The following is a 23,960-nucleotide window of genomic DNA, read 5'->3' on the forward strand; positions in this document are numbered from 1 at the left end:
ACGGGTAGCCTCGCCGGGCCGCTGCTGAAAGCACCTGTACCGGTACAGAGACGAGTGTCACACCACCGCCAGAGGCAGTGCCGTGGGGTGTACCGGGGACGGCAATTCCGAGTGTCCGGTGAGGTAAGCGTCGACCCCGTTGGCAGCCGAACGCCCCTCGGCGATCGCCCACACGACCAACGACGCACCGCGGTGGGCATCCCCACAGACGAACACACCCGGGGCCGTCGTCTGCCAATCGGGACCACACGACAACGCGCCGCGCTTGGTCAGCGCCAGGCCGTAGTCGTCGAGCAGCGGTCCGTGTTCGACACCCTCGAATCCGATGGCGAACAATGCCAGATCACAGGGCAATTCGACCTCTTCACCGATGGGCGTCACGATGCGTCGCCCGTCCGCGTCGCGCTGCACCTCGACCTCGGCGAGCACCATGGCGCGCACATGTCCGCGCTCGTCGCCGAGAAATCGCTGCACCGCGACCTGATGACGCACGACGCCACCCTCCGCATGAGCAGGCGACGTCCGAAGCACCAACGGCCACGACGGCCATGGCGAAAGGCCGTCGTCACGGGCACCGGGAAGAGCAGGGTTGTAGTCGAGCTGAGTGACCGACGCGGCACCCTGACGGTGAGCCGTGCCGAGACAATCGGCCCCGGTGTCTCCGCCGCCGATGATCACCACATGCTTGCCGGCAGCGGATATCGACGTCGGCCCGTCGCCCTCGCATTCCTTGTTCGACGGCACCAGATGCTCCATCGCGAGGTGAATGCCGTCGAGTTCGCGGCCGATCACCTCGGTATTGTCGCGAGCCCGCAGAGCGCCGACGGCGAGCACGACCGCATCGAAGCTCGCGCGCAGTTGCTCGACGGTGAAGTCGATGCCGACCTCGCACTCGGTGACGAAATGCGTGCCCTCGGCCCGCATCTGCATCAGCCGCTGATCGAGCACCGACTTCTCCAACTTGAATTCGGGGATTCCGTATCGAAGCAATCCACCGAGCCGATCGTCGCGCTCGTACACGGTGACATCGTGCCCGGCCCTGGTGAGCTGTTGCGCCGCAGCCAGCCCCGCCGGACCCGAACCCACGACGGCCACTCGCTTACCGGTGGTGATCGTCGGAGGCTGGGGAACGACGCTGCCCTGTTCCCAGGCCAGGTCCGCGATGGTCTGCTCGACCCGCTTGATCGTCACACTTCCGCCGGTGGCGGCCTCGGAAATGGACAGGACACAGGCAGATTCACACGGAGCCGGACACACTCGTCCGGTGAACTCCGGAAAGTTGTTGGTGGCGTGCAACCGATCACTGGCCGCGTCCCACCGATCGCGGCGCACGAGATCGTTCCATTCCGGAATCAGGTTGCCCAGCGGGCATCCGGCAGTTCCGGAGTGGCAGAACGGAATTCCGCAATCCATGCAGCGGCGCGCTTGTTCCGAGACCTCAGCTGCGCGTTCGCTGCTGGGCTGATCCGAGTACACCTCGTTCCAGTCCCTGACCCGTTCGTCGATAGGACGCTTGGCGGCCTCACGCTTGACGACCTTCAGAAATCCCTGTGGATCAGCCACGTGCAGCCTCCATGATCGCAGCGTCGACGTCGCGCCCCTCGGCGCGCGCCATTCGTGTCGCCTCCAGCACTCGCTGATAGTCGACGGGCATGACTTTGGTGAACAGAGCGGATCGGCGGGGCCAGTCGGCGAGCAGCGATGCCGCGACGGTGGAGCCGGTCCAGCGCTCGTGGTTCTCGACCGTCTCGCGCAGCCACACCAGATCGTCCGGATCGGGAACCTGCAACTCGACCATTGCCGTGTTCACGTCCGCGGGGTCAAGACCCAGAACGAAGGCGATACCGCCCGACATGCCGGCCGCCATGTTGCGTCCGGTCGGCCCGAGCACGACAACCCGTCCGCCCGTCATGTACTCGAAGGCGTGATCTCCCACGCCCTCGTTGACCGCAACGGCTCCGGAGTTGCGCACGGCGAACCGCTCCCCCGCCTTACCGCGCAGGTACACCTCCCCCGACGTGGCTCCGTAGAGAATCGTGTTTCCGGCAATGACGTTGTCCTCGGCAACGAAGGGTGCGTCCTCGGCCGGTCGGACGACGATGCGTCCTCCCGACAGGCCCTTGCCCACGTAGTCGTTCGCGTCGCCGACGAGATCGATCGTGATTCCGGGCGGCAGGAATGCACCGAGCGATTGCCCGGCAGAGCCGGTGAACGACACGCGAATCGTGTCGTCGGGTAGCCCGGCCGCGCCGTAGCGTCGCGTGACCTCGGACCCCAGAAGTGTTCCGACCGTGCGGTTGACGTTCCGCACGGGCAGCTCCAGCGTGACCGGATGTGCGTCCTCCAATGCCCCCTCGGCCAGCTGGATCAGCGTGCGATCCAGCGCGAAATCGAGGCCGTGGTCCTGATCGCGTAGGCGTCGACGCTGCGTCATGGGCGCGCCGTGTCGATCCACCGGCATCGCGAAGATGGGTGTGAGGTCGAGTCCCTTGCTCTTCCAATGTGCGACGCCGGCCGCGGTCTCGAGCACGTCTGCGTGGCCGACGGCCTCGTCGATGCTGCGGAACCCGAGCTGCGCGAGGTACTTTCGCACATCCTCGGCGACGAACCTGAAGAAGTCCTCGAGGAACTCGGGCTTGCCGGTGAACCGCTTGCGCAGTTCGGGGTTCTGAGTCGCGACACCCACTGGGCAGGTGTCGAGATGGCAGACCCGCATCATGATGCATCCCGCGACGATCAGAGGTGCCGTCGAGAACCCGAATTCCTCGGCACCGAGCAGCGCCGCGATGATCACATCACGGCCGGTGCGCATTCCGCCGTCGCACTGGACGGTGATGCGATCGCGAAGTCCGTTGAGCACCAACGTCTGTTGGGCGTCGGCCAGCCCGATTTCCCAGGGCGCACCGGCATGCTTGAGAGACGTCAACGGAGCCGCGCCCGTGCCACCGTCGTATCCCGAGATCAGTACGACGTCGGCGTGCGCCTTGCTCACTCCCGTGGCCACCGTGCCCACTCCTACCGAGCTGACGAGTTTGACGTGGACGCGCGCGTTCTCGTTGGCGTTCTTGAGATCGTGGATCAACTGCGCGAGATCCTCGATGGAATAGATGTCGTGGTGCGGAGGCGGGGAGATCAGGCCGACCCCGGGCGTCGAGTGCCGAGTCTTGGCCACCCACGGGTACACCTTGTAACCGGGCAGCTGCCCGCCCTCACCGGGTTTGGCACCCTGCGCCATCTTGATCTGAATGTCGGTGGCGTTGACCAGATAATCGCTGGTCACCCCGAACCGTCCACTCGCGACCTGCTTGACGGCACTGCGCCGGCTCGGATCGTAGAGGCGATCGACGTCCTCTCCGCCCTCACCGGAGTTGGAGCGCCCACCCAGATTGTTCATCGCAACGGCCATGGTCTCGTGCGCCTCGGCAGAGATGGATCCGTAGCTCATCGCGCCGGTGTTGAACCGAGTGACGATGGACTCGACCGGCTCCACCTCGTCGAGCGGAACAGGCGTGCGCACATGGTCTTTGAACTCGAACAGGCCCCGGAGTGCGCCCCCCTCACGGGCGAGCCGGTTCACTTCGTCGCTGTATTTCTGGAACACGTCGTAGCGACCGGTGCGTGTTGCGTGCTGCAACAGGAACACCGTCTCGGGAGTGAACAGGTGGAGTTCGCCCTCACGCCGGAACTGGTACTCGCCGCCGATCTCGAGGCGGCGGTGAACACGGTCGGTAGGATTCTCCGGGTATGCCTTCCGGTGACGGAGTTTGACCTCTTCGGCGAGGACGTCGAGACCGACTCCGCCGAGCTTGCTGACGGTGCCCTTGAAGTACTCGCGCACGACCTCGCGATCGAGACCGACCGCCTCGAAAACCTGTGCGCCGGTGTAGGACCCGACGGTCGAGATTCCCATCTTGGACATGACCTTGAGCACGCCCTTGCCGAGCCCGTACAGGTAGTTGCGCACCGCGACAGTGGGTTCGACCCCGGTGAGCTCACCTTCGCCGACCAGGTCCTCGATCGACTCCATGGCCAGGTACGGGTTGACCGCCGCCGCACCGAATCCGATCAGCAAGGCCAGGTGGTGCACTTCTCGTGCATCGCCGGACTCGACGACGAGAGCGACCTTGGTGCGTTCCTTGGTGCGCACCAAGTGGTGGTGCACAGCAGAGGTGGCCAGCAGGGACGGAATCGGTGCCCGAGTGTGGTCCGAATCGCGATCGGAGATGATCAGCGTGCGGTAGCCGGCAGCGATGGCTTCCGATGCCCGCATGCGCAGTTCTTCGATGGCCTCGGCCAGACCTTCCCCACCACGCTCGACCTCGTACAGTGCGCGCAGCACGATCGCCGACAGACCGGGATGATCACCGTCGTCGTCGATGTGGATGATCTTGTTGAGTTCGTCGTTGTCGAGCACCGGCCACGGCAACACGATCTGCCTGCACGACGCGGCGGTGGGCTCGAGCAGATTCTGCTCCGGTCCCATCACTCGCGACAACGACGTCACGATCTCTTCTCGGATGGAGTCGAGTGGCGGGTTCGTGACCTGCGCGAACAGTTCGATGAAGTAGTCGTACAGCTGACGAGATCGCTGGGACATCACCGCGGACGGGGTGTCGGTCCCCATCGATCCCAGTGGCTCGCCCCCGGAGGCGGCCATCGGGGTGAGCACGACGCGGAGATCTTCCTCGGTGTAGCCGAAGGCGATCTGTCTGCGAATCACGGACTCGTGGTTGTACTGAATGTGGGCGCGCTCGGGCAGGCTCTTGATTTCCAGCAATCCGGCGTGCAGCCATTCCTGGTACGGATGTTCCTGCGCCAGTTGCAGTTTGATCTCCTCGTCGGGAACGAGACGCCCGGCGACGGTGTCGACCAGAAACATCTTGCCCGGCTCGAGGCGACCCTTGGCGACGACCTGAGATTGCGGCACGTCCAGGACACCTGCCTCGCTGGCGAGGATCACCCGACCGTCGGCCGTCTGCCACCACCGACCGGGGCGCAGACCGTTGCGATCGAGAACGGCCCCGACGTAGCTACCGTCGGTGAACGTGACGCAGGCCGGACCGTCCCACGCTTCCATCATCGACGAGTGGAATTGATAGAACGCCCGTACCCGCGGATCCATCGTGCGATGGTTCTCCCACGGCTCCGGCACCATCATCATCACGACGTGGGGAACGCTCCGGCCGCCCAGATGCAGCAGTTCGAGCACCTCGTCGAGCGACACCGAATCGGAGGCGTCGGGATTGCAGATGGGGAAGAGCCGCTCCAGATCACCGGGGATGAGATCGCTGGACAGCATTGCTTCCCGAGCGCGCATCCGGTTCCTGTTGCCCTTGACCGTGTTGATCTCTCCGTTGTGCGCGACGTAGCGGTGCGGGTGCGCCAACGGCCACGACGGGAAGGTATTGGTGGAAAAGCGACTGTGCACGATGGCAATTGCACTCGTACACAACGGGTTACGCAGCTCCGGGAAGAACAGGGGCAGCTGCATGGTGGTGAGCATGCCCTTGTAGACGATGGTGCGTGAGGACAGCGAAGGGAAGAACAGGCCCGAGCCCTCTGCCTCGATCTCCGGGGTGACGCGCTCCGACCGCTTACGCAGCCCGTACACCAATCGGTCGAGTTCGAGACCGGCCGGACGTGAACCGTCGACCTCGGGGGCCGCGACGAAGAGATAGCTCATGTACGGCATGCATCCGAGCGCCGTCAGTCCGACGTCGGCGCGATCCGGATCGACCTCGACCGGAACCCAACCCAGCACCTCGAGACCCTCTTCGGCTGCAATGGATTCGACACGCTGCACGGCCGACCCGCGCTCACGGATGCCCTGCGGCAGAAAGCAGACACCCGCCGCGAAGGTGTTCTCGCCGTCGCCGTTGGCCGACGGTAACTCGAACGACGACAACGAATCGAGAAGTTCGACGGGCAGCTGGATCAGAATGCCCGCGCCGTCACCACTGTTGGGCTCGGCACCGGCAGCACCACGATGTTCCAGATTCTCCAGTGCCAGAACACCGTCGGACACGATCGAGTGCGAACGGCGTCCGGCGATGTCCGCGATCATCGCGACGCCGCAGGAGTCCTTCTCCGCGCTCGGGTCGTACAGTCCTTGCTCGGCAGGCATCCGAGAAAACAACACCACGATCACCTCCACGTAGACCGGTGGGTGCTTCGGATGGCGCAGTGTCGACACGCTGCACTGTGAGCCTCGGCTACCCCGCCGGCTGGTCGCCCGAACCGACATAGAGTGCCGGATCGACCGAATTCGATGCCTATCGGGAATTCACCGGGACAGCTCTGGCCCGCGAAAGAATCCGAGATCGCTCTCGGATGGCGGAATCGTATCAGTTGCCGATCGCAACGATGCAATCGCGAACGGCACTGGGCTCAGTCGCGCAGGGGGCGCCCGTGTTCATCACGCACGCTGCCCGTGAGCATCATGATCCCGTCGATCAGCGGCCAGATACCGCCGATGCCGCACGTGAGCCACGTGACCGCGATCTGCGCCACCGCGATTCCCGGCTGATTCAAATAGAAGCGTCCTGCGCCGAAAACACCCAGCAGGATGTTCAGCAGCCCGGCAGTGAGCTTCTGCTTGTCCGAGAACGGTTCCCCGGTGACGGGATGCCGTCCGTAAGGAGCGCTCGGATCCACCCAACCGGGAGCACCGGCGTACTGGGGGCCTCCGTACTGGGGTCCTCCGTACTGGGGTCCTCCGTACTGGGGACCTCCGTACTGGGGACCTCCGTATTGGGGACCGCCGCCCGGAAACGGGGGCGGCGGGTAACCCGCACCGGGCGGTGGACCGTCCGGTGCACCGGAGCTACGGTCGTCACCTCCGGACGCGCCGTACGGATCACTGCCCCAATTCGGCGGACCGTAGCTGGGGTCGGGTGCGCCGTACACCGGACCCGGTGCCGCGTTCTTCTCGAACGAGATGGTGGGCTCCGACCCCGAGCCGTCTCCCGCCGATCCGCCCGGTGTCGATCCGTCCGATGACGATGTACCTGAGTCACTCACAACGAACTCCCTCGACGACGCGCTACGGGTAGGTCGATCAGTCTCGCAGCTTGAGCCCGCGACTGTCGGGAACATTGCCGACGAGAATCAGCACGGCGTCCACGACATGCCACACGAACAGTCCGAACAACAGAATCAAGCCGAGACCGAACACCACGGTCAGCAGCACGCCGAAGAAGAACAGCAGCAACTGCGCGACGCCGATTCCGGTGCTACCGATGTAGAAACGACCCACGCCGAGCCAGCCCAGGAACAGCTGAAGTAGTCCACCGACGATCTTCGATTTGTCCGACAACGGTTCACCGGTGACCGGATCCCGCCCGTACGGCGCGTCGGGTCCGACACCGAAACCGGGCCCGGCCGAAAAGCCCTGTGCTTGGCCATAGGTCTGCTGGCCATACCCCTGCTGGCCGTAACCCTGCTGGCCGTACCCTTGCTGGCCGTAGCCCGACTGCTGGCCGTAGCCCGACTGCTGGCCGTAGCCCGAGTGCTGGCCGTAGCCCGAGTGCTGGCCGTACCCCTGCTGGCCATACCCCTGTTGGCCGTATCCCCCGGTCTGGCCGTACCCCTGTGGTGGACCGTAGGGCGACTGTTGGCCGTATCCCGGCTGACCGTATCCCTGGTACTCGGATCCCGGTGTCGGGTAACCGGCGGACGGCGGAAGGCCACCGATCGAATTGTCGATACTTCCGTCCGGGCTGGGGGCCGGATAGCTGGGAGTACTGGACCAGCCGGGCCCGTTGCCGATACCCGAATAGGTGTCCCAGCCCGGTCCGGTAGAACCGGCGGGACCGTGCGAGGGTGCGGACTCGGATGTCGCGGGCGGCTCGGAGAGCGACGCCTCGGCCGTTGCGTCGTAGTCGAACGGTGTATCGAAAGAGCCGGCCGACTTGTCGGTGCCGCCGCCCGAATCAGCAGGGTCGGGGTGTGCCCTCTTCTCGAAATCAACCACGGGTACTGCCTTCTTCCTCGGCTTTCTTCTCGGACGATGTCTCGCCCGTGCCTTCCTGCGGATCGCCGTCGGCGGACTCGCCACCCGTCTTGTCTTCGCTGTCACGACCGTCGTCGTCGTTCGACTTCAATGCCGCCGGGTCTTCGCGACCCTTGGTGGCGAGAACGAAATAGGCGACCGCGAGCACGAAGATGATTGCCGAAGTGAAAGTGTTCACGCGAATGCCGGCGATCTTCGTCGCGAAGTCGTCTCGCATGAGTTCCACCCAGAACCGACCGACGCAGTATCCGGCCACGTAGAGCGCGAACAATCGACCGTGGCCGATCGTGTACTTCCGATCGACGAGTACCAGGAGGACGACGACGAGGACGCTCCACAACAGTTCGTAGAGGAACGTCGGGTGGACGACCTTCTCGACCATTCCGGTGGAGACGCCGTTCAGAGGATCGAGCCGGCCGTTCGCATCGAGTCGCTCGTAGATCTCGAGACCCCACGGTTGCGTGGTTTCGCGACCGTAGAGCTCCTGGTTGAAGTAGTTGCCGATGCGGCCGATTGCCTGGGCCAGCAGGATCGGCGGGCCTACCGCGTCACCGAATGCCGGGAGTGGGATGCCGCGTCGACGACACGCGATCCACGCGCCGACTCCGCCGAGGAACACCGCGCCCCAGATTCCGAGGCCGCCGTTCCACACGTAGAGCGCCTCGATCGGCCGACCGCCGGCACCGAAGTACGTCTTCCAGTCGGTGGCCACGTGGTACAGCCGGCCACCGAGAAGCCCGAAAGGTACGGCCCACACGGCGACGTCGAGGACCGTGCCCTTGGTTCCGCCGCGAGCGACCCACCGGCGATCTCCCCACACCACGGCCACCACGATGCCGATGATGATGAACAGGGCGTAGGCACGGAGCGCGAGCGGTCCGACGTGCCACACCCCCTGCGCGGGACTGGGAATGTAGGCCAGGAAGGCGGTCGAAGTCACGACGCTACGTTAGCGGAGCGGACACCCTCGGCGAGTTCGGTCGTCAGGTCACGAACCGCGTCGAGACCGTTGTCGACAGCGGTCACCAAAGCCGAGCCGACGATGACCGCGTCGGCATACTTCGCGATCTCGGCAGCCTGTGCGCCCGACCGAACGCCGAGACCGACGCCGATCGGAATGTCGGAATGCTCGCGGATACGCGCCGCCAACGCCGGTGCCATCGAGGACACCGCGTCGCGGGCACCGGTCACGCCCATCGTCGAGGCGGCGTAGACGAAGCCGCTGCTGGCTTCGACGGTGCTGACGAGTCGCTCCTCCGTCGTCGACGGTGCGACGAGGAAGATTCGGTCGAGTCCGTACCGATCCGAGACCTCGATCCATTCCTGAGCCTCGTCGGGGATCAGGTCGGGAGTGATGATTCCGAGTCCACCCGCATCGGCGAGGCTCCGGGCGAAATTCTCGATGCCGTATTTGAGCACCAGATTCCAGTAGGTCATGACGACCGCTTTGCCACCCGCGGCTGCGACCTGCTCGGTGACGGCGAAGACGTCCTTGACCCGGGCTCCGGCTCGCAGCGCCACGTCTGCAGCAGCTTGGATCGTGGGGCCGTCCATCACCGGATCGGAGTACGGGATGCCGACCTCGACGATGTCGCACCCGGCATCGACCATGGTCTTGAAGACCTCGATCGACCGGGGGACGGTCGGAAAGCCGGCGGGCAGGTATCCGACGAGTGCAGCGCGCCCTTCGGCACGGCACTGGGCGAACGTCCCGGAGAGGCGAGAGTCGTTGTTGCTCATGGCTTGATACCTGCTTCGTCGTCCACGTTCGCTTCGCCGTCTCCGTCGATCAGACCGAACCACTCGGCTGCGGTGTCGACGTCCTTGTCGCCGCGACCGGACAGGTTGACCAGGATGATGGCACCTTCACCCAGTTCCTTGCCGAGGGTGAGTGCGCCGGCGATGGCGTGCGACGATTCGATGGCCGGGATGATGCCCTCGGTGCGGCACAGCAGCTTGAAGGCGTTCATCGCCTCGGTGTCCGTCACGCCGCGGTACTCGGCGCGCCCGATGTCGTGCAGGTACGAATGCTCGGGTCCGACCCCGGGATAGTCCAATCCTGCTGAGATGGAATGGGATTCGACGGTCTGGCCGTCCTCGTTCTGCAGCAGGTACGAGTAGGCACCGTGCAGGGCTCCGGGAGTACCGCCGCTGATGGTCGCCGCGTGGCGACCGGTCTCGACTCCGTCGCCGGCAGCCTCGAACCCGACGAGACGGACATCGGCGTCGTCGATGAACGCGTGGAAGATTCCGATGGCGTTGGACCCGCCGCCGACGCAGGCCGCGATGGCATCGGGCAGGCGGCCGATGGATGCGAGGACCTGCTGCCGCGCTTCGAGGCCGATGATGCGCTGGAAATCGCGGACCATCACCGGGAACGGATGCGGCCCCGCGACGGTTCCGAAGCAGTAATAAGTGTTGTCGGCGTGGGTGACCCAGTCTCGCAGTGCCTCGTTGATCGCATCCTTGAGAGTGCGCGAACCGGACTTCACTGCGACGACTTCCGACCCGAGCAAACGCATCCGGGCGACATTGAGGGCCTGGCGCTCGGTGTCGACCTCACCCATGTAGACGACGCAGTCGAGACCCATGAGGGCACAGGCCGTGGCGGTCGCGACGCCGTGCTGACCGGCACCGGTCTCTGCGATGACGCGAGTCTTGCCCATTCGCTTCGCGAGCAGAACTTGCCCGAGCACGTTGTTGATCTTGTGAGAACCGGTGTGATTCAGGTCTTCTCGCTTGAGCAGGATCCGAGCGCCACCGGCGTGCTCGGACAACCGGGTCGCCTCGAACACCGGAGATGGGCGACCGGTGTAATCGCGCTGCAGCCGATCCAGCTCACCGAGGAACTCGTTGTCGCTGCGCACTTTCTCGTACTCGGCGGTGACTTCCTCGATCACACCCATCAACGCCTCGGGCACGAACCTGCCCCCGTACACGCCGAAGTGACCGCCCACATCGGGCTCGTGCGCGCTGCGATCGGTGAGGCCGATGCTGCTCTGCGGCAGATCAGCGCCCTTGAAGCGGACTACCTGAGGGGCGTCCGCGGCGGAAGAAGTTTGGCTGGTGCTCACCGCTCCAGTGTGCCCCAACGGCGGACCGTCGCCGCGTTCGGGTGGGGTGCCGGTTCAGCGTGCGGGTTTCGGGCACGACGGGTGCGTGCCCGCCGTCACCAGGTCCGAGACCGCAGTGCGCGGATCGCCCGCGGTGACCAGACCTTCTCCGACCAACACTGCGTCGGCGCCGGCTCCGGCGTACGCGAGAAGGTCGGCGGTGCCCCGCACTCCCGACTCGGCAACGCGAATGATCTCACTGGGCAGACCGGGCGCGATACGGCCGAAACTGTCGCGATCGATCTCGAGGGTCTTGAGGTTGCGGGCGTTGATACCGATGACGCTGGCACCCGCCTCGAGTGCGCGATCGGCCTCGGCCTCGGTGTGGACCTCGACGAGTGCCGTCATGCCGAGTGACTCCGTGCGATCGAGAAGAGACGTGAGTGCGTCCTGCTCCAGGGCTGCGACGATCAGCAGGATAACGTCCGCGCCGTGGGCTCGGGCCTCGTGGATCTGGTACGGACCGACGATGAAATCCTTGCGCAGCACAGGAATCGAGACTGCGGCTCGCACCGCGTCGAGATCGGCGAGCGATCCCCGGAATCGACGCTCTTCGGTCAACACGCTGATGACGCGAGCGCCACCCTGCTCGTAGGCACGCGCGAGCACCGCAGGATCACCGATGTCGGCCAACGCGCCCTTGGACGGGCTCGCACGCTTGACCTCGGCAATGACGCCGATGCCGTCCTCGCGGAGGGCAGCCGCCGCGTCGAGAGGTGCCGGGGCCAGCTTCGCTGCTGCCTTCACCGCAGCGAAATCGATCACCGATTCGCGCGCGGCGACGTCGGCTCGTACACCGTCGAGAATCGAGTCGAGAACAGTCATGGTGCCCCAGTCCTTTCTGAGCGTCGACATTCGATGTGAGGAATCTCATCGAGGTCGGAACCTAGCGTAGAGGGCCGAATCAATCCGACGAACGCCGGGTACCGGACTCGTCGGTAGGGTCTTCACCGGCATCGAGCGCGTCCCACATCATGCGCTCGGTCAGGTCTTCACCCTCGTCCTGTGCACCCACGGCGGACGTGGTTCCAGCGGCCCGGCGAGCCACTTCGTCGCGCCGCACAGCCGGAGCTGCGTACTTGGACGAGAGTACCTGTGGGCCAAAAGATTTCCGAATCGACAGGGCAGCCGCCGCGAACGCACACAGGGCCCCTGCGAGCGTGATCAGCGCGGGTAGTGTCGATGCCGTCGTCATCGTCACCTCGGCACGAGCCGGGAGCTCGGCGAGCGCAGCCGCCTCCGAGTCCGAAGCCCCCGCGGCGAGTAGCCGAACGGCCGGAATCGCCGCAGCAATCGCAACCACCGCGATGAGCAACGCCAGAACCCGAGATGCCCACCCGCGCACCGCGAACGAGGCCGCCACAGCAGCGACAAGCACCAAGGCGAGAGGAGTCGTCGCGGCGGCCCAGGTACTGCCGACGAGATCGTCGGTCCGGCTCTCGCCGAGACCGTCGGAGGACGTCACGCTCACCCACGTCATTCTGGACGCACCCCACAGGCATGCGGCCGCAACCACGAGCAGCACGACAGGCAGAACGGCCGATCCGCGGCCGCCGGAGCGTTCGGTCATCGGCCACCGACCTCACGCAGCGTTTCGGCTGCTGCGACGGCACTCAGCACGGCCATGGCCTTGTTCCTCGCTTCGTCGTCCTCGTATTCCGCTACCGAGTCGGCCACGACTCCGGCACCGGCCTGCACGTACGCCGTGCCGTCCTTGATGAGCGCGGTGCGAATCGAGATTGCGGTATCGGCGTCCCCGGCGAAGTCGAGATAGCCGACGATGCCGCCGTAGATGCCACGCCGCGTCGGCTCGAGCTCGTCGATCAGTTCCATCGCCCGCACCTTCGGTGCACCCGACAGCGTGCCCGCGGGGAAGCACGCCTTTACTGCGTCCAGAGCCCGCTTTCCCTCGGCGAGCCGTCCCGTCACTGTCGACACCAGGTGCATGACGTGGCTGTAGCGCTCGATATGGCGGTAGTCGCCCACGCGCACCGTCCCGGGAGCACACACTCGGCCGAGATCGTTGCGACCGAGATCGACGAGCATCAGATGCTCCGCGTTCTCCTTCTCGTCGGCCAGCAGATCCTTCTCGAGCAGCACGTCGTCCTCCTCGGAGGCACCGCGCCAGCGCGTCCCGGCGATCGGGTGCGTGGTCGCCAGACCGTCCTTCACCGTCACGAGAGCTTCGGGGCTGGACCCGACGATCGAGAACGCCGTCTCGTCGTTCTCCCCCGGCACGTGCATCAGATACATGTACGGGCTGGGATTCGAGGCCCGCAGCATGCGATAGACGTCGAGAGGAGACGCCTCGGTGTCCATCTCGAAGCGCTGCGAGAGCACCACCTGAAACGCTTCACCGGCCTCGATCTCCTCGACCAGCCGCTCGACATCGGCACCGAATCCCTCCGATGTCCGCTGCCTGCGGAAACGGGGCGCGGACTTGGAGAAGACCGACACCGTCGACGCAGCAGGCTCGGACAGATCCGCGCACATCCGGTCCAGGCGACTCACCGCGTCGTCGTAGGCCCGGTCGACGTGCTCGTCGGTGCCGTTCCAGTTGACCGCGTTCGCGATCAGGGTGATCGATCCTTCGTGATGGTCCACGGCCGCCAGATCGGTGGCCAGCAACATGACCATCTCGGGGATGCCGAGGTCGTCCTGCGCATGTTCGGGCAACTTCTCGATGCGCCGCACCGAGTCGTATCCGAGATATCCGACCATTCCGCCGGTCAACGGCGGCAGGCCCGGCACGCGCTCGGAATGGAGTAGCTCCAAGGTTCGAGCCAACACGTCGAGGGGGTCACCGCCGCTCGGGACACCTGCGGGCACGTTGCCGCGCCACGCCGCCTCGCCGTCGACCACCGTCAGCGCCGCAGGCGCACCCGCACCGATGAACGACCATCTCGACCACGACCGCCCGTTCTCCGCGGATTCGAGCAAGAACGTTCCGGGTCGGTCGGCGGCAAGCTTGCGGTACGCCGACAACGGAGTTTCGGAGTCGGCGAGCACCTTTCGCGTCACCGGCACCACTCGATGCTCGGCGGCGAGCTGGCGGAACACCTCCCGGGACGTGGTCGAGTCCGCGGCATCGGTGGGTTGGGCGTCGATGGGTGCGGCGTCCATGGATGCGGTCTCGGTGGGGCTCGTATGGGGAGTCGTCTCGCCGTGCATGACCCCATCCTCCCAGGTTCGGCGGCGACACCCTCGCGCGCGGTAACCTGCCGACCATGAAACCAGGCGAGCTCGTTCCCGATTTTTCCCTGCCGGACCAGACCGGAAAGCTGCGAACGCTGACCGAATTGCTGACCGACGGTCCGATAGTGCTGTTCTTCTACCCGGCTGCATTCACCCCCGGATGCACCGCCGAAGCCTGCCATTTCCGCGATCTCGCAGGCGAATTCGCCGAGGTGGGTGCCACCCGGGTCGGCATCAGCGCCGACGCGGTCGCCAAGCAGGCCGAGTTCGCCGCCGCCAAATCGTTCGACTATCCGTTGCTCTCCGACGAGGACGGTGCCGTCGCGACCGCATTCGGGGTCAAGCGCGGCCTGCTCGCCAAGCTCTCCCCGGTCAAGCGCGCGACGTTCGTCATCGGTACCGACCGCAAGGTCCTCGAGAGTTTCTCCAGTGAGCTGCGATTCGAGGCCCACGCGGACAAGGCGCTGGAATACCTGCGCGCGCACCGCAGCTAGGCCGATTGTTCGACGCGATGCCTCGGGCCCGGGGATGCTCGAGGCATCATGTGCAGAACACAACTGTCTCGATCGAGAGGTACCCGCGATGGACACGTCGGCGACACCGAATGATGCGGTGGATCCCCGCTGGCTCACCGAGAGCCAGCAAGAGGCGTGGCGCGCGCTCGTCGCCCTGGTCACCCGACTGCCCGCAGCATTGGACGCCCAGCTGCAACGCGATTCGCAGTTGACCCACTTCGATTACTTCGTCCTCGCGGTCGTCAGCGAGAATCCACAGCGACGAATTCAACTGCGCGATCTCGCGGAGTACGCCAACGCGTCACTGTCACGTCTGTCGCACGTGGTCACCAAGCTCGAGAAAGCGGGATGGGTTCGCCGCGAGAGTATTCCGGGGAGCCGCGGTTCCTATGCGGTGCTGACCGACGCCGGCATGGAAAAGGTCGTGGCATCGGCGCCAGGACACGTCGAGACAGTGCAGGCTCTGATATTCGACGGATTGTCCGACGCGGAGGTGGGTCGACTGTCGACTCTGAGCACGACGCTACTCACTCAGCTGGACAAGGGAATTGCCGCAGGAACCGGTCACGCCTGAGCCGCGGGCCCCAACAGCACGTCGGAGTCGAAGCAGGTGTGGGTGCCGGTGTGGCATGCCGCGCCGATCTGGTCGACGACCAACAGCACAGTGTCCCCGTCACAGTCGAGCCGCACCTCGTGCACGTACTGCGTGTGCCCCGAGGTCTCGCCCTTGACCCAGTACTGCTGCCTGGACCTGGAGTAGTAGGTGCCCTTGCGCGTCGCGAGCGTGCGCGACAACGCTTCGTCGTCCATCCAGGCAACCATCAGTACCTGGCCGGTCGAGCGCTCCTGCACCACAGCACTGAACAGCCCGGCCTCGTTTCGCTTGAGCCGGGCGGACAGCGTCGGGTCGAGAGTCATCGAAAACCTCTTCGCTAGCGGACGACGATGCGCGCGGCACGCATCGATTCTTTGACCTGGCCGATGGTGAGGTCCCCGAAGTGGAACACGCTTGCGGCGAGGACGGCGTCGGCTCCGGCGTGGACGGCCGGCGCGAAATGTTCGACGCGCCCTGCTCCTCCGCTGGCGATGACGGGAACGTGCACGGCGGACCGGACCGCCGCGATCATCGGCAGGTCGAATCCGGCCTTCGTGCCGTCGGCATCCATCGAATTGAGAAGGATCTCACCGACTCCCAGTTCGGCACCGCGTACTGCCCATTCGACGGCGTCGATACCGGTTCCACGCTTGCCGCCGTGGGTGGTGACTTCCCAGCCCGACGGGGTGTCCTGCTGTCCCTGCGGAACGGTCCGTGCATCGACCGACAGGACGATGCACTGAGACCCGAATCGCTCACTGAGCTCGCGCAGCAACTCCGGCCGAGCGATGGCCGCGGTGTTGACGCTGACCTTGTCGGCACCGGCCCGCAGCAGTAGGTCGACGTCGGCAACAGTGCGCACTCCCCCACCGACGGTCAGGGGAATGAACACCTGCTCGGCGGTGCGGCTGACGACGTCGAGCATGGTTCCTCGATCGGATGTGGACGCCGTGACGTCCAGGAACGTCAGTTCGTCGGCTCCCTGTGCGTCGTACGCTGCCGCGAGCTCGACGGGATCGCCTGCGTCGCGGAGGTTTTCGAAGTTGACGCCCTTGACGACACGTCCGGCGTCGACATCGAGGCACGGGATCACTCTGACCGCAACGCTCATCGCACCGGTCCTTCCAGATAGTCGCCGGGTGCACCGAGTTCGGTGATCACCTTCAGCAGTTCGCCGTGTACTCCGGGGCCGGCCGCGAGCACCGACTTCGAATCGATGGTCCACGGTCGGCCATCGAGATCGGTGACGATTCCGCCCGCAGCACGAACCAGCAGGGCCCCGGCAGCGTTGTCCCAGGCGCGGTATCCGAAGACCACCGCACCGCCCAGTACGCCGCTGGCGGTGTACGCCAGATCGACTCCGGTGGCACCGTGCATGCGCAGCCGCGAGGAGTGCATCGACAACTCTTCGAGAATGCGAAACCGGAAGCGGCCGGGGATGGATCCACGGCTGGCAACGTTGAACGCACCGAACCCGATCATCGACTCCCGCAACGACTTCGGTTGCAGTGCGGGTAGCGGTGCCCCGTTCAGAAGCAACGGGCCGTCTGCCACGGCAGAGAATCGCTGATTCACCAGCGGTAGCCACGTGAGCCCGAGGACCGGCACGCCGTCGTCGAGCAACGCCAACAACGTTCCGGCAGAAGGCAATCCGGACGAGTAGTTGAATGTGCCGTCGATCGGGTCGAGTACCCATACGAGACCGGAGTTCAGATCGGGACCGCCGAACTCTTCACCGTGAACGGCGATTCCGGTGGCGTCGTACAGTTCCGCGCCCAGACGACGCTCGAGTTCGAGATCCACCGCGGTGGCGAAGTCGTCGGGGCCCTTCTGCACGGCACTCGGTGCGCCGACGCCCGCGAGGAACCGATCATGGATGCCGTCGAGCAAACCACCGGCGATCTCGAGCAGACGACTCGGTTCCTCGGGAAGGGTCATTCGTCGTTACCGAGACACTGCCGCGAGGGCATCGGGCAGTGTGAAACGCCCGGCGTACAAGGCTTTTCCGACGATGGATCCCTCCACGCCACGGTCGACCAGTCCGGCGATCGCTTCGAGGTCGGCGATCGTCGACACGCCGCCGGACGCGATGACCGGCTTGTCGGTCCTGTCGCACACGTCTGCGAGAAGTTCGAGGTTCGGGCCGGTCAGGGTGCCGTCCTTCGTGACGTCGGTGACGACGTACCGCGAGCAGCCGTCGCGTTCGAGCCGCTCGAGTACCTCCCACAGGCCACCGCCGTCGCTGACCCAACCGCGGCCACGCAGACGTGGCGCGCCGTCCACCATCAGCACGTCGAGGCCGACCGCGACACGATCGCCGAATTCGCCGATCGCACGAGCGCACCACTCGGGGTCTTCCAGAGCCGCCGTACCCAGGTTGACGCGTGCGCATCCGGTTGCGAGGGCGGCGCGCAGGGAATCGTCGTCGCGAATTCCGCCCGAGAGCTCGACCTTCACATCGAGCTCACCGACCACCGAGGCCAACAGTTCACGGTTGGACCCGCGCCCGAACGCGGCATCGAGATCCACCAGATGGACCCACTCGGCACCGTCGTTCTGCCACGCCAGGGCGGCATCACGGGGCGAACCGTACTTCGTTTCGCTACCGGCTTCCCCTTGAACGAGACGGACAGCTTCGCCGCCTGCGACATCGACAGCAGGCAATAAGACCAGGCTCACGTGCGGTTATGCTACGGGCCGACTCGCGTCGAATTCAAAACGGGTCAGCACTGCCTGGATCCGCAGGCCGCCGGGACGGCCCGTCAGCTGTCGGGACCGAGTTCCTTGCGCGTCATGCGCGTGGACACGACCCCCATGGCCGTGATCGCCCCGACAACTCCGGCCAACGCGATGAGCAGAGCAACGCCGGCGGTGGGCTGCCACACAGCGATCGACACGGTCGCGAGGGCGAGTACCGCAACTGCCGCCCCGAGCGCTCGAAACGCCAACCGGCCGAGCGAGAACTCGCGTTCGCTCACACCGATCGAACCCAGTTCTCGAGCAACGCGGCACCGGCGTCGCCGGACTTCTCCGGGTGGAACTGTGTGGCCGAGAGCGCGCCGTTCTCCACGGCAGCGAGGAAGCGGCCACCGTGATCGGCCCACGTGAGCAACGGCGCGGCGATGGTCTCGCTCGGTTCGAGCTCCCACTGCTGCGCGGCGTAGGAATGGACGAAATAGAACCGTGTCTCGCGGTCGATGCCGTCGAACAACACGCTGTTCTCCGGAGCCTCGACGGTGTTCCAACCCATGTGCGGGAGCACGTCCGCCTGCAGGCGTTCGACAGTGCCCGGCCATTCGCCGCACCCGTCCGCCTCGACGCCGAACTCGACACCGCGATCGAAGAGGATCTGCATGCCGACGCAGATTCCCAGTACCGGGCGGCCACCCGCGAGACGACGCCCGATGATGCGCTCACCTCGAACGGCCGTCAGACCCTCCATACAGGCGGCAAATGCACCGACCCCGGGAACCACCAGCGCTTCTGCATTCAGGGCTTCGTCGAAGTCGGAGGTCACCGTCACGTCGGCACCGACGCGGGCCAACGCCCTTTTCGCCGAGTGCAGATTGCCCGAGCCGTAGTCGAGCAACACCACAGAAGTCATGGAACGAGTCTATCGGGGACGTGGACGCGCGATCAGTGCCACCGCCGCGACAACGGCAACGGTGGTTGCACCTGCAGTGAACCCGGCGGTGTAGCCCACACTCGTCGCGACCACACCGAGGGCGAGCGCCCCTGCGCCGGTACCGGCATCGAAGCTGATGTTCCACACGGCGCTGGCGCTGCTGTAGCGAGCGGGCCCCGCCGCATCGAAGGCCATCACCAGACTGTCGTTCTGGCATGCGCCGTAACCGATTCCGAACAACACCGCGGCAACGAAGAACAGTGCGGCAGGCATGGCACCCGCGGCGGCAACGGCGAACAGGCCGACGCCCAGGGCCGCGGAGATGAGCGCAGGCACCACCGACCGGCCGATTCCGATGCGATCGGCAACCGAGCCGGCGGCATATCGACCGACCAACATCGCGGCACTGACCACGGCGAGGGCCACACCGATCATCGTGGCTCGCTCGGATTCGGCGATCGGCATCAGACTGGTGATGCCGCCGTACGACGCCGACACCGACGCAACGACGAGGCACGGCACCAGGAATCGCCTGGCGTCGAGGCGGACCCGGTCGACCCGAGCCGGTTGCGGTGCAGGCCGGGTCGGCGGCAACAGAGCCACCCCGATCAAGCCCGCAGCGGGAACCAGAGCCCCCAGGACGAACACCGCCGTCGGACTGGCCGCGAAGATCACCAGGCCCAGCGGCAACGTCACCATCTGCGACAACGCGACCGCGATTCCCTGTGCTCCCGTCGCGCGGCCGAGCAAGTGGGTCGGTGCCAACTCGGCGACGATGGCGGCCCCGGCGACCGTCAACATTCCGAAACCCGTACCCCGTAGCGCCGACACGGCGAGTGCCGGTACGGCCTGCACCGACACGATGAACAGCAACGCGGGAACACCCAGAAGCAGGCAACCGGCCGCGAGCACGGGCCGATGGCCGACGCGAACCAGCATCGAGGGAACGAACAGTTGGGTGATGACCGTGGTGGCCATGAAGATCGCGGTGCTGGCTGCCGCCACCGCGTCGGACGAACCCGATTGCGACACCGCCAGCGGAACCACCGGGAGCAGCAGGCCCCAGCCGCCGAACGCGGCCGCACCCATGGCCATCGCGGCCGGGAGGCCACGAATCGAACTCAGACCACTCAACGCACGAGCACCGCTCGACCGATCACAGACTGCCCTTGGTGGAGAGAATTCCGGTGACCCGAGGGTCGTATTCGGTGGCCTGACGCAGCGCCCGAGCGACGGCCTTGAACTCCGCCTCGGTGATGTGGTGCTGGTCGCGGCCGTAGATGACGCGGACATGCAACGCGATCCGAGCGTTGGACGCCAAGGTCTCGAACACATGCTTGTTGATCACGGTGGAGTACGGAACACCCGGGTAGCCGCCGATCACCGAGTGCACCATGTAGTCCGGCTCGCCGGTGTGCACGCAGTAGGGACGGCCGGACACGTCGACCGCCGCATGCACGAGTGTCTCGTCCATCGGAATGAACGAGTCGCCGAAGCGGGTGATGCCGGACTTGTCGCCGAGGGCTTGTCCCAGCGCTTGCCCGAGCACGATCGCAGTGTCCTCGACCGTGTGATGCGCCTCGATCTCGATGTCGCCCTTGGCCCGCACGGTGAGATCGAAGCGGGCATGGGTGCCGAGGGCAGTGAGCATGTGGTCGTAGAACGGCACGCCGGTGGAGATGTCGACGATGCCGGTGCCGTCGAGGTTCAGCTCGACGGAGATGTCGGATTCCTTGGTAGTGCGCTCGATCTTGGCGATGCGGGGAGCGGGTGTGGTCACTGCAGTGCCTCTGCTCTTTCGGTCGATGCGAGTTCCGAGCTGACGGTAAGGAATCGGTCGTTCTCGTGAGCGAGTCCGATGGTGACACGCAGATACCCGGGAATTCCGACGTCCCGGATGAGCACGCCGTCGTCCAGGTACCGCTGCCAGGTGGCGGCCGCATCGGAGAACCGGCCGAAGAGCAGGAAGTTGGCGTCGGACGGCACCACGTCGTACCCCTGTGCGACGAGCGTTTCGGCAACGCGATCGCGTTCGGCCGACAATGCGGCCACGCTCGCCAGGGTGTCGTCGGCGTGCCGCAACGCGGCCCGAGCGGCAGCTTGCGTGACCACCGAGAGGTGATAGGGCAAGCGCACCAACAGCATTGCGTCGATCACGGCCGGGGCCGCAACGAGGTATCCCAGCCGTCCGCCGGCGAACGCGAACGCCTTGCTCATGGTCCGACTGACGACGATCTTGCTGGGGTAGCTCTCGATCAATCCGATTGCGCTTGCCGCCGAGGAGAATTCGGCGTACGCCTCGTCGACCACGACGATTCCCGGTGCGGCGTCGAGGATTCGACGTAGATCTGCCTCGTCGATGCTGTGCCCGGTCGGATTGTTGGGGCTGGTCACGAACACGACGTCCGGCTTACGCTCCTCGATCGCCTGCACTGCGTAGTCGACGTCGAGAGAGAAATCCGCCCGACGCTGCGCCGGAATCCACTCGGTCTGAGTCCCCGACGAAATGATCGGGTGCATCGAGTACGACGGCACGAAACCCAGCGCGGTACGGTCCGGCCCACCGAAGGCCTGCAGGAGTTGCTGCAGAATCTCGTTGGAGCCGTTGGCCGCCCACACGTTGGCAGTGTCGACCGCAAAGCCGGTCTGCCCGGTGAGATACCGCGCCAGGTCAGCTCGCAAGTCGTCCGCGTCGCGATCCGGATACCGGTGCAACTGCGCCGCGGCGATACGCACCGATTCGGCGACGTCGTCGATCAGTGCCTGCGTCGGCGGGTGTGGATTCTCGTTGGTGTTCAACTGAACCGGCACGGTGAGCTGCGGCGCGCCGTACGGCGACTTGCCGATCAGCGCCTCGCGCAACGGCAGGTCGTCGAGCGAAATCGCTTGCCCCAGAGCATCACTCATGATTCACCACCGGTACGCAACCCCTCGAAACGCAGCCGAACGGCCTCACCGTGAGCCGGGAGATCTTCTGCGTTGGCCAGCGCGATGACGTGCGCAGCAACGTCTTTCAGCGCGGCCTCACTGTAGTCCACCACGTGGATCCCCCGCAGGAACGTTTGCACACTCAGGCCGGACGAATGCCGAGCGCACCCGGCCGTCGGCAGTACGTGATTCGACCCGGCGCAGTAATCACCCAAGCTGACCGGTGACCACGCCCCCACGAATACAGCGCCGGCGCTGCGCACGCGAGCGGCGACGTCGGACGCGTCCTTCGTCTGAATCTCCAGGTGTTCGGCCGCATAGGCGTTGACCACGGCCAGGCCCTGTGTGACGTCGTCGACCAAAACGATTCCGGACTGGCTACCGCTCAGCGCCGTGGTGACGCGTTCCGCGTGCCGGGTGGACGCCATCTGCGCATTGACAGCCTCGTCGACGGCATCGGCGAGTTCGAGGCTGTCGGTCACCAGCACACTGGCGGCCATCACGTCGTGCTCGGCTTGACTGATCAGGTCTGCTGCCACGTGGATCGGGTCTGCGGTGGCGTCGGCGAGAATCGCGATCTCGGTAGGGCCTGCCTCGGAGTCGATTCCGATGAGCGAACGACACAGTCGCTTGGCCGCCGTGACGTAGATGTTGCCCGGGCCGGTAATCAGATCGACCGGTGCCAGTTCTTCGCCGTCGGTGTCGACACCGCCGTACGTGAGCAGAGCGATGCCCTGACCGCCGCCGACGGCCCAGACCTCGTCGACTCCGAGGAGCTGCGCGGCCGCCAGGATCGTCGGGTGGGGTAATCCACCGAAGTTCTTCTGCGGCGGCGACGCCACCACCAGCGAACCGACGCCAGCGATCTGCGCAGGCACCACGTTCATCACGACCGACGACGGGTACACAGCGTTGCCACCGGGCACGTAGAGACCCACGCGATCGACCGGAATCCAGCGCTCGGTCACCGTGCCGCCGGGCACCACCTGGGTGGTGTGGTCGGTGCGGCGTTGATCCGAGTGCACCAGTCGGGTTCGCTCGATCGCGACCTCGAGGGCGGCCCGGACGGCCGGGTCCAGCTCGTCGAGAGCTCGAACCAATTCCTGCTGCGGAACCCGAACGCGGTCCGGTCGGACTCCGTCGAACTTCTCGCTGAACTCGAGGGCCGCGTCGGCCCCACGTTCCTTGACGGCGTCGACGACGGGCCGAACCTGGTGCAGCACCGAATCGACATCCACTCCGCCTCGGGGAAGAGCGCCGCGTAGTTCGGCAGTGGATGGAGTTCGTCCGCGTAGATCGACGCGGGCGAGCTCGATGCGGGCAGGCATAGTGGGCCCCTTCGTGGAGTCGGTTCGGTGCCGGGGTTCGGTCGAATCAGTGTTGTCCGAACCACCAGGATAGTTCCACCGAATTCGGCTCAGCCCCGCACGTCCCACAGATGGTGGATGGGATCGTGAATGTAGTAGGCCGCCAGAGTTTCGACGGTGAAGTGGGAACCGTCGCTGCGTCGCCCTCTGCGATCACGGTCTTCCGGCGGCACAGCCGAGAAGGCGTCGGCCAACGCATATGCCGCTTCCCCGAGTTCCGACGCCACCGTCGCCGGATTCTGCGCGTTGTAGTTCTCGGCCACGGCCGTGGCGTCCTGGTCCCAGTTGTCGAACTCGGGATCGTCCTCGGTCAGCACCAGCGCCAACCGAGTGCGGAATATGCGGTGTGCATCCCGAACATGTGCGCTGTATTCGAGCGCCGACCATGTCGAATCGTCGGGACGCACTGCCGCGTCCTCGCGACGGAGCACTGCGATCCACCGATCCACGTCAGCGCGGATCAACGCGGGTACGGCGTCGTATTCGACGGAGCTCGAGTCGAACCCGCAGTCGGGGCAGGCACTGTCGAGGACCCACGTCCAGTTCTTGGTATCGGGTTCGATCGGCATGCGGGTCACTGTAGAGCAGGGCCCGTACCGCCACGGGCTGTC

General features: G+C 65.7%; 22 protein-coding genes and 1 pseudogene. 2 read left to right on the forward strand and 21 right to left on the reverse strand.

The window, feature by feature from the left end; genetic code table 11:
- Positions 1-57: 57 nt before the first annotated feature.
- The 10 genes and pseudogenes from CH285_RS15545 to CH285_RS15590 form a co-directional block, all read right to left on the reverse strand.
- Positions 58-1,563 carry a glutamate synthase subunit beta gene (locus tag CH285_RS15545; RefSeq protein ID WP_027497275.1) on the reverse strand — a complete coding sequence of 502 codons (1,506 nt, stop codon included), beginning with the start codon at positions 1,561-1,563 and terminating at the stop codon, positions 58-60.
- Positions 1,556-6,124 carry a glutamate synthase large subunit gene (gene gltB, locus CH285_RS15550; RefSeq protein WP_373454740.1) on the reverse strand — a complete coding sequence of 1,523 codons (4,569 nt, stop codon included), beginning with the start codon at positions 6,122-6,124 and terminating at the stop codon, positions 1,556-1,558. The genes CH285_RS15545 and gltB overlap by 8 nt, the downstream gene beginning before the upstream one ends.
- A gap of 263 nt (positions 6,125-6,387) precedes the next feature.
- Positions 6,388-6,750 (reverse strand): annotated as a pseudogene (locus CH285_RS28810) (NINE protein); the annotation flags it as partial.
- Positions 6,751-7,057: 307 nt separating this feature from the next.
- Positions 7,058-7,972, reverse strand: a complete 915-nt coding sequence (locus CH285_RS15560) for a TM2 domain-containing protein (RefSeq protein ID WP_094644245.1) — start codon at positions 7,970-7,972, stop codon at positions 7,058-7,060.
- Positions 7,965-8,951 (reverse strand): prolipoprotein diacylglyceryl transferase, encoded by a 987-nt coding sequence (gene lgt, locus CH285_RS15565; RefSeq protein ID WP_032391035.1) that lies wholly within the window; start codon positions 8,949-8,951, stop codon positions 7,965-7,967. Before lgt ends, CH285_RS15560 begins: the two co-directional genes overlap by 8 nt.
- The gene (gene trpA, locus CH285_RS15570; RefSeq protein ID WP_027497278.1) at positions 8,948-9,751 is read right to left on the reverse strand and encodes a tryptophan synthase subunit alpha; all 804 of its coding nucleotides are present in this window, start codon (positions 9,749-9,751) and stop codon (positions 8,948-8,950) included. Before trpA ends, lgt begins: the two co-directional genes overlap by 4 nt.
- Positions 9,748-11,019 carry a tryptophan synthase subunit beta gene (gene trpB / locus CH285_RS15575; protein WP_052053222.1) on the reverse strand — a complete coding sequence of 424 codons (1,272 nt, stop codon included), beginning with the start codon at positions 11,017-11,019 and terminating at the stop codon, positions 9,748-9,750. Before trpB ends, trpA begins: the two co-directional genes overlap by 4 nt.
- A gap of 120 nt (positions 11,020-11,139) precedes the next feature.
- A complete protein-coding gene (gene trpC / locus CH285_RS15580; protein ID WP_027497280.1) occupies positions 11,140-11,949 on the reverse strand; it encodes an indole-3-glycerol phosphate synthase TrpC in 810 nt (269 codons plus the stop codon).
- Between the two features lie 79 nt (positions 11,950-12,028).
- Positions 12,029-12,694 carry a TIGR02234 family membrane protein gene (locus CH285_RS15585; RefSeq protein ID WP_027497281.1) on the reverse strand — a complete coding sequence of 222 codons (666 nt, stop codon included), beginning with the start codon at positions 12,692-12,694 and terminating at the stop codon, positions 12,029-12,031.
- Complete coding sequence (locus CH285_RS15590) at positions 12,691-14,247, reverse strand: anthranilate synthase component I (RefSeq protein WP_228139413.1); 1,557 nt, start codon at positions 14,245-14,247, stop codon at positions 12,691-12,693. The genes CH285_RS15585 and CH285_RS15590 overlap by 4 nt, the downstream gene beginning before the upstream one ends.
- Positions 14,248-14,351: 104 nt before the next feature.
- On the opposite strand from CH285_RS15590, the gene CH285_RS15595 reads away from it, so the two are divergent.
- Both CH285_RS15595 and CH285_RS15600 read left to right on the forward strand, forming a co-directional pair.
- Positions 14,352-14,813 (forward strand): peroxiredoxin, encoded by a 462-nt coding sequence (locus CH285_RS15595; protein WP_027497283.1) that lies wholly within the window; start codon positions 14,352-14,354, stop codon positions 14,811-14,813.
- Between the two features lie 88 nt (positions 14,814-14,901).
- Entirely contained in the window at positions 14,902-15,408 is a 507-nt protein-coding gene (locus tag CH285_RS15600) for a MarR family winged helix-turn-helix transcriptional regulator (protein WP_045841353.1), read from the forward strand.
- Here CH285_RS15600 and hisI read toward each other — a convergent pair.
- From hisI to CH285_RS15655, 11 genes are all read right to left on the reverse strand, one after another.
- Positions 15,399-15,752, reverse strand: a complete 354-nt coding sequence (hisI, locus tag CH285_RS15605; RefSeq protein ID WP_027497285.1) for a phosphoribosyl-AMP cyclohydrolase — start codon at positions 15,750-15,752, stop codon at positions 15,399-15,401. The two genes, CH285_RS15600 and hisI, sit on opposite strands and share 10 nt — an antisense overlap.
- Positions 15,753-15,766: 14 nt before the next feature.
- Positions 15,767-16,540, reverse strand: coding sequence for an imidazole glycerol phosphate synthase subunit HisF (gene hisF / locus CH285_RS15610; protein ID WP_032368072.1), 774 nt, complete (start codon positions 16,538-16,540; stop codon positions 15,767-15,769).
- Entirely contained in the window at positions 16,537-17,367 is an 831-nt protein-coding gene (locus CH285_RS15615; protein ID WP_027497287.1) for an inositol monophosphatase family protein, read from the reverse strand. The genes hisF and CH285_RS15615 overlap by 4 nt, the downstream gene beginning before the upstream one ends.
- Before the next feature lie 6 nt (positions 17,368-17,373).
- Entirely contained in the window at positions 17,374-18,108 is a 735-nt protein-coding gene (gene priA / locus CH285_RS15620) for a bifunctional 1-(5-phosphoribosyl)-5-((5-phosphoribosylamino)methylideneamino)imidazole-4-carboxamide isomerase/phosphoribosylanthranilate isomerase PriA (protein WP_027497288.1), read from the reverse strand.
- An 83-nt stretch (positions 18,109-18,191) separates the two neighbouring features.
- Positions 18,192-18,407, reverse strand: coding sequence for a hypothetical protein (locus CH285_RS15625; RefSeq protein ID WP_027497289.1), 216 nt, complete (start codon positions 18,405-18,407; stop codon positions 18,192-18,194).
- Positions 18,404-19,033: an imidazole glycerol phosphate synthase subunit HisH gene (gene hisH / locus CH285_RS15630; RefSeq protein WP_032386916.1), complete on the reverse strand. Its 630-nt coding sequence runs from the start codon at positions 19,031-19,033 to the stop codon at positions 18,404-18,406. The genes CH285_RS15625 and hisH overlap by 4 nt, the downstream gene beginning before the upstream one ends.
- A gap of 9 nt (positions 19,034-19,042) precedes the next feature.
- Positions 19,043-20,149 (reverse strand): MFS transporter, encoded by a 1,107-nt coding sequence (locus tag CH285_RS15635; protein ID WP_094644246.1) that lies wholly within the window; start codon positions 20,147-20,149, stop codon positions 19,043-19,045.
- A gap of 61 nt (positions 20,150-20,210) precedes the next feature.
- Positions 20,211-20,834, reverse strand: coding sequence for an imidazoleglycerol-phosphate dehydratase HisB (gene hisB, locus CH285_RS15640; RefSeq protein WP_027497292.1), 624 nt, complete (start codon positions 20,832-20,834; stop codon positions 20,211-20,213).
- A complete protein-coding gene (locus tag CH285_RS15645; protein ID WP_027497293.1) occupies positions 20,831-21,961 on the reverse strand; it encodes a histidinol-phosphate transaminase in 1,131 nt (376 codons plus the stop codon). Before CH285_RS15645 ends, hisB begins: the two co-directional genes overlap by 4 nt.
- The gene (gene hisD, locus CH285_RS15650) at positions 21,958-23,310 is read right to left on the reverse strand and encodes a histidinol dehydrogenase (protein WP_027497294.1); all 1,353 of its coding nucleotides are present in this window, start codon (positions 23,308-23,310) and stop codon (positions 21,958-21,960) included. The genes CH285_RS15645 and hisD overlap by 4 nt, the downstream gene beginning before the upstream one ends.
- Before the next feature lie 89 nt (positions 23,311-23,399).
- Positions 23,400-23,918 carry a DinB family protein gene (locus CH285_RS15655; RefSeq protein WP_094644381.1) on the reverse strand — a complete coding sequence of 173 codons (519 nt, stop codon included), beginning with the start codon at positions 23,916-23,918 and terminating at the stop codon, positions 23,400-23,402.
- Positions 23,919-23,960: the final 42 nt, after the last annotated feature.

This window comes from Rhodococcus sp. 05-2256-B1, assembly GCF_002258465.1.
Classification (GTDB): domain Bacteria; phylum Actinomycetota; class Actinomycetes; order Mycobacteriales; family Mycobacteriaceae; genus Rhodococcoides; species Rhodococcoides fascians.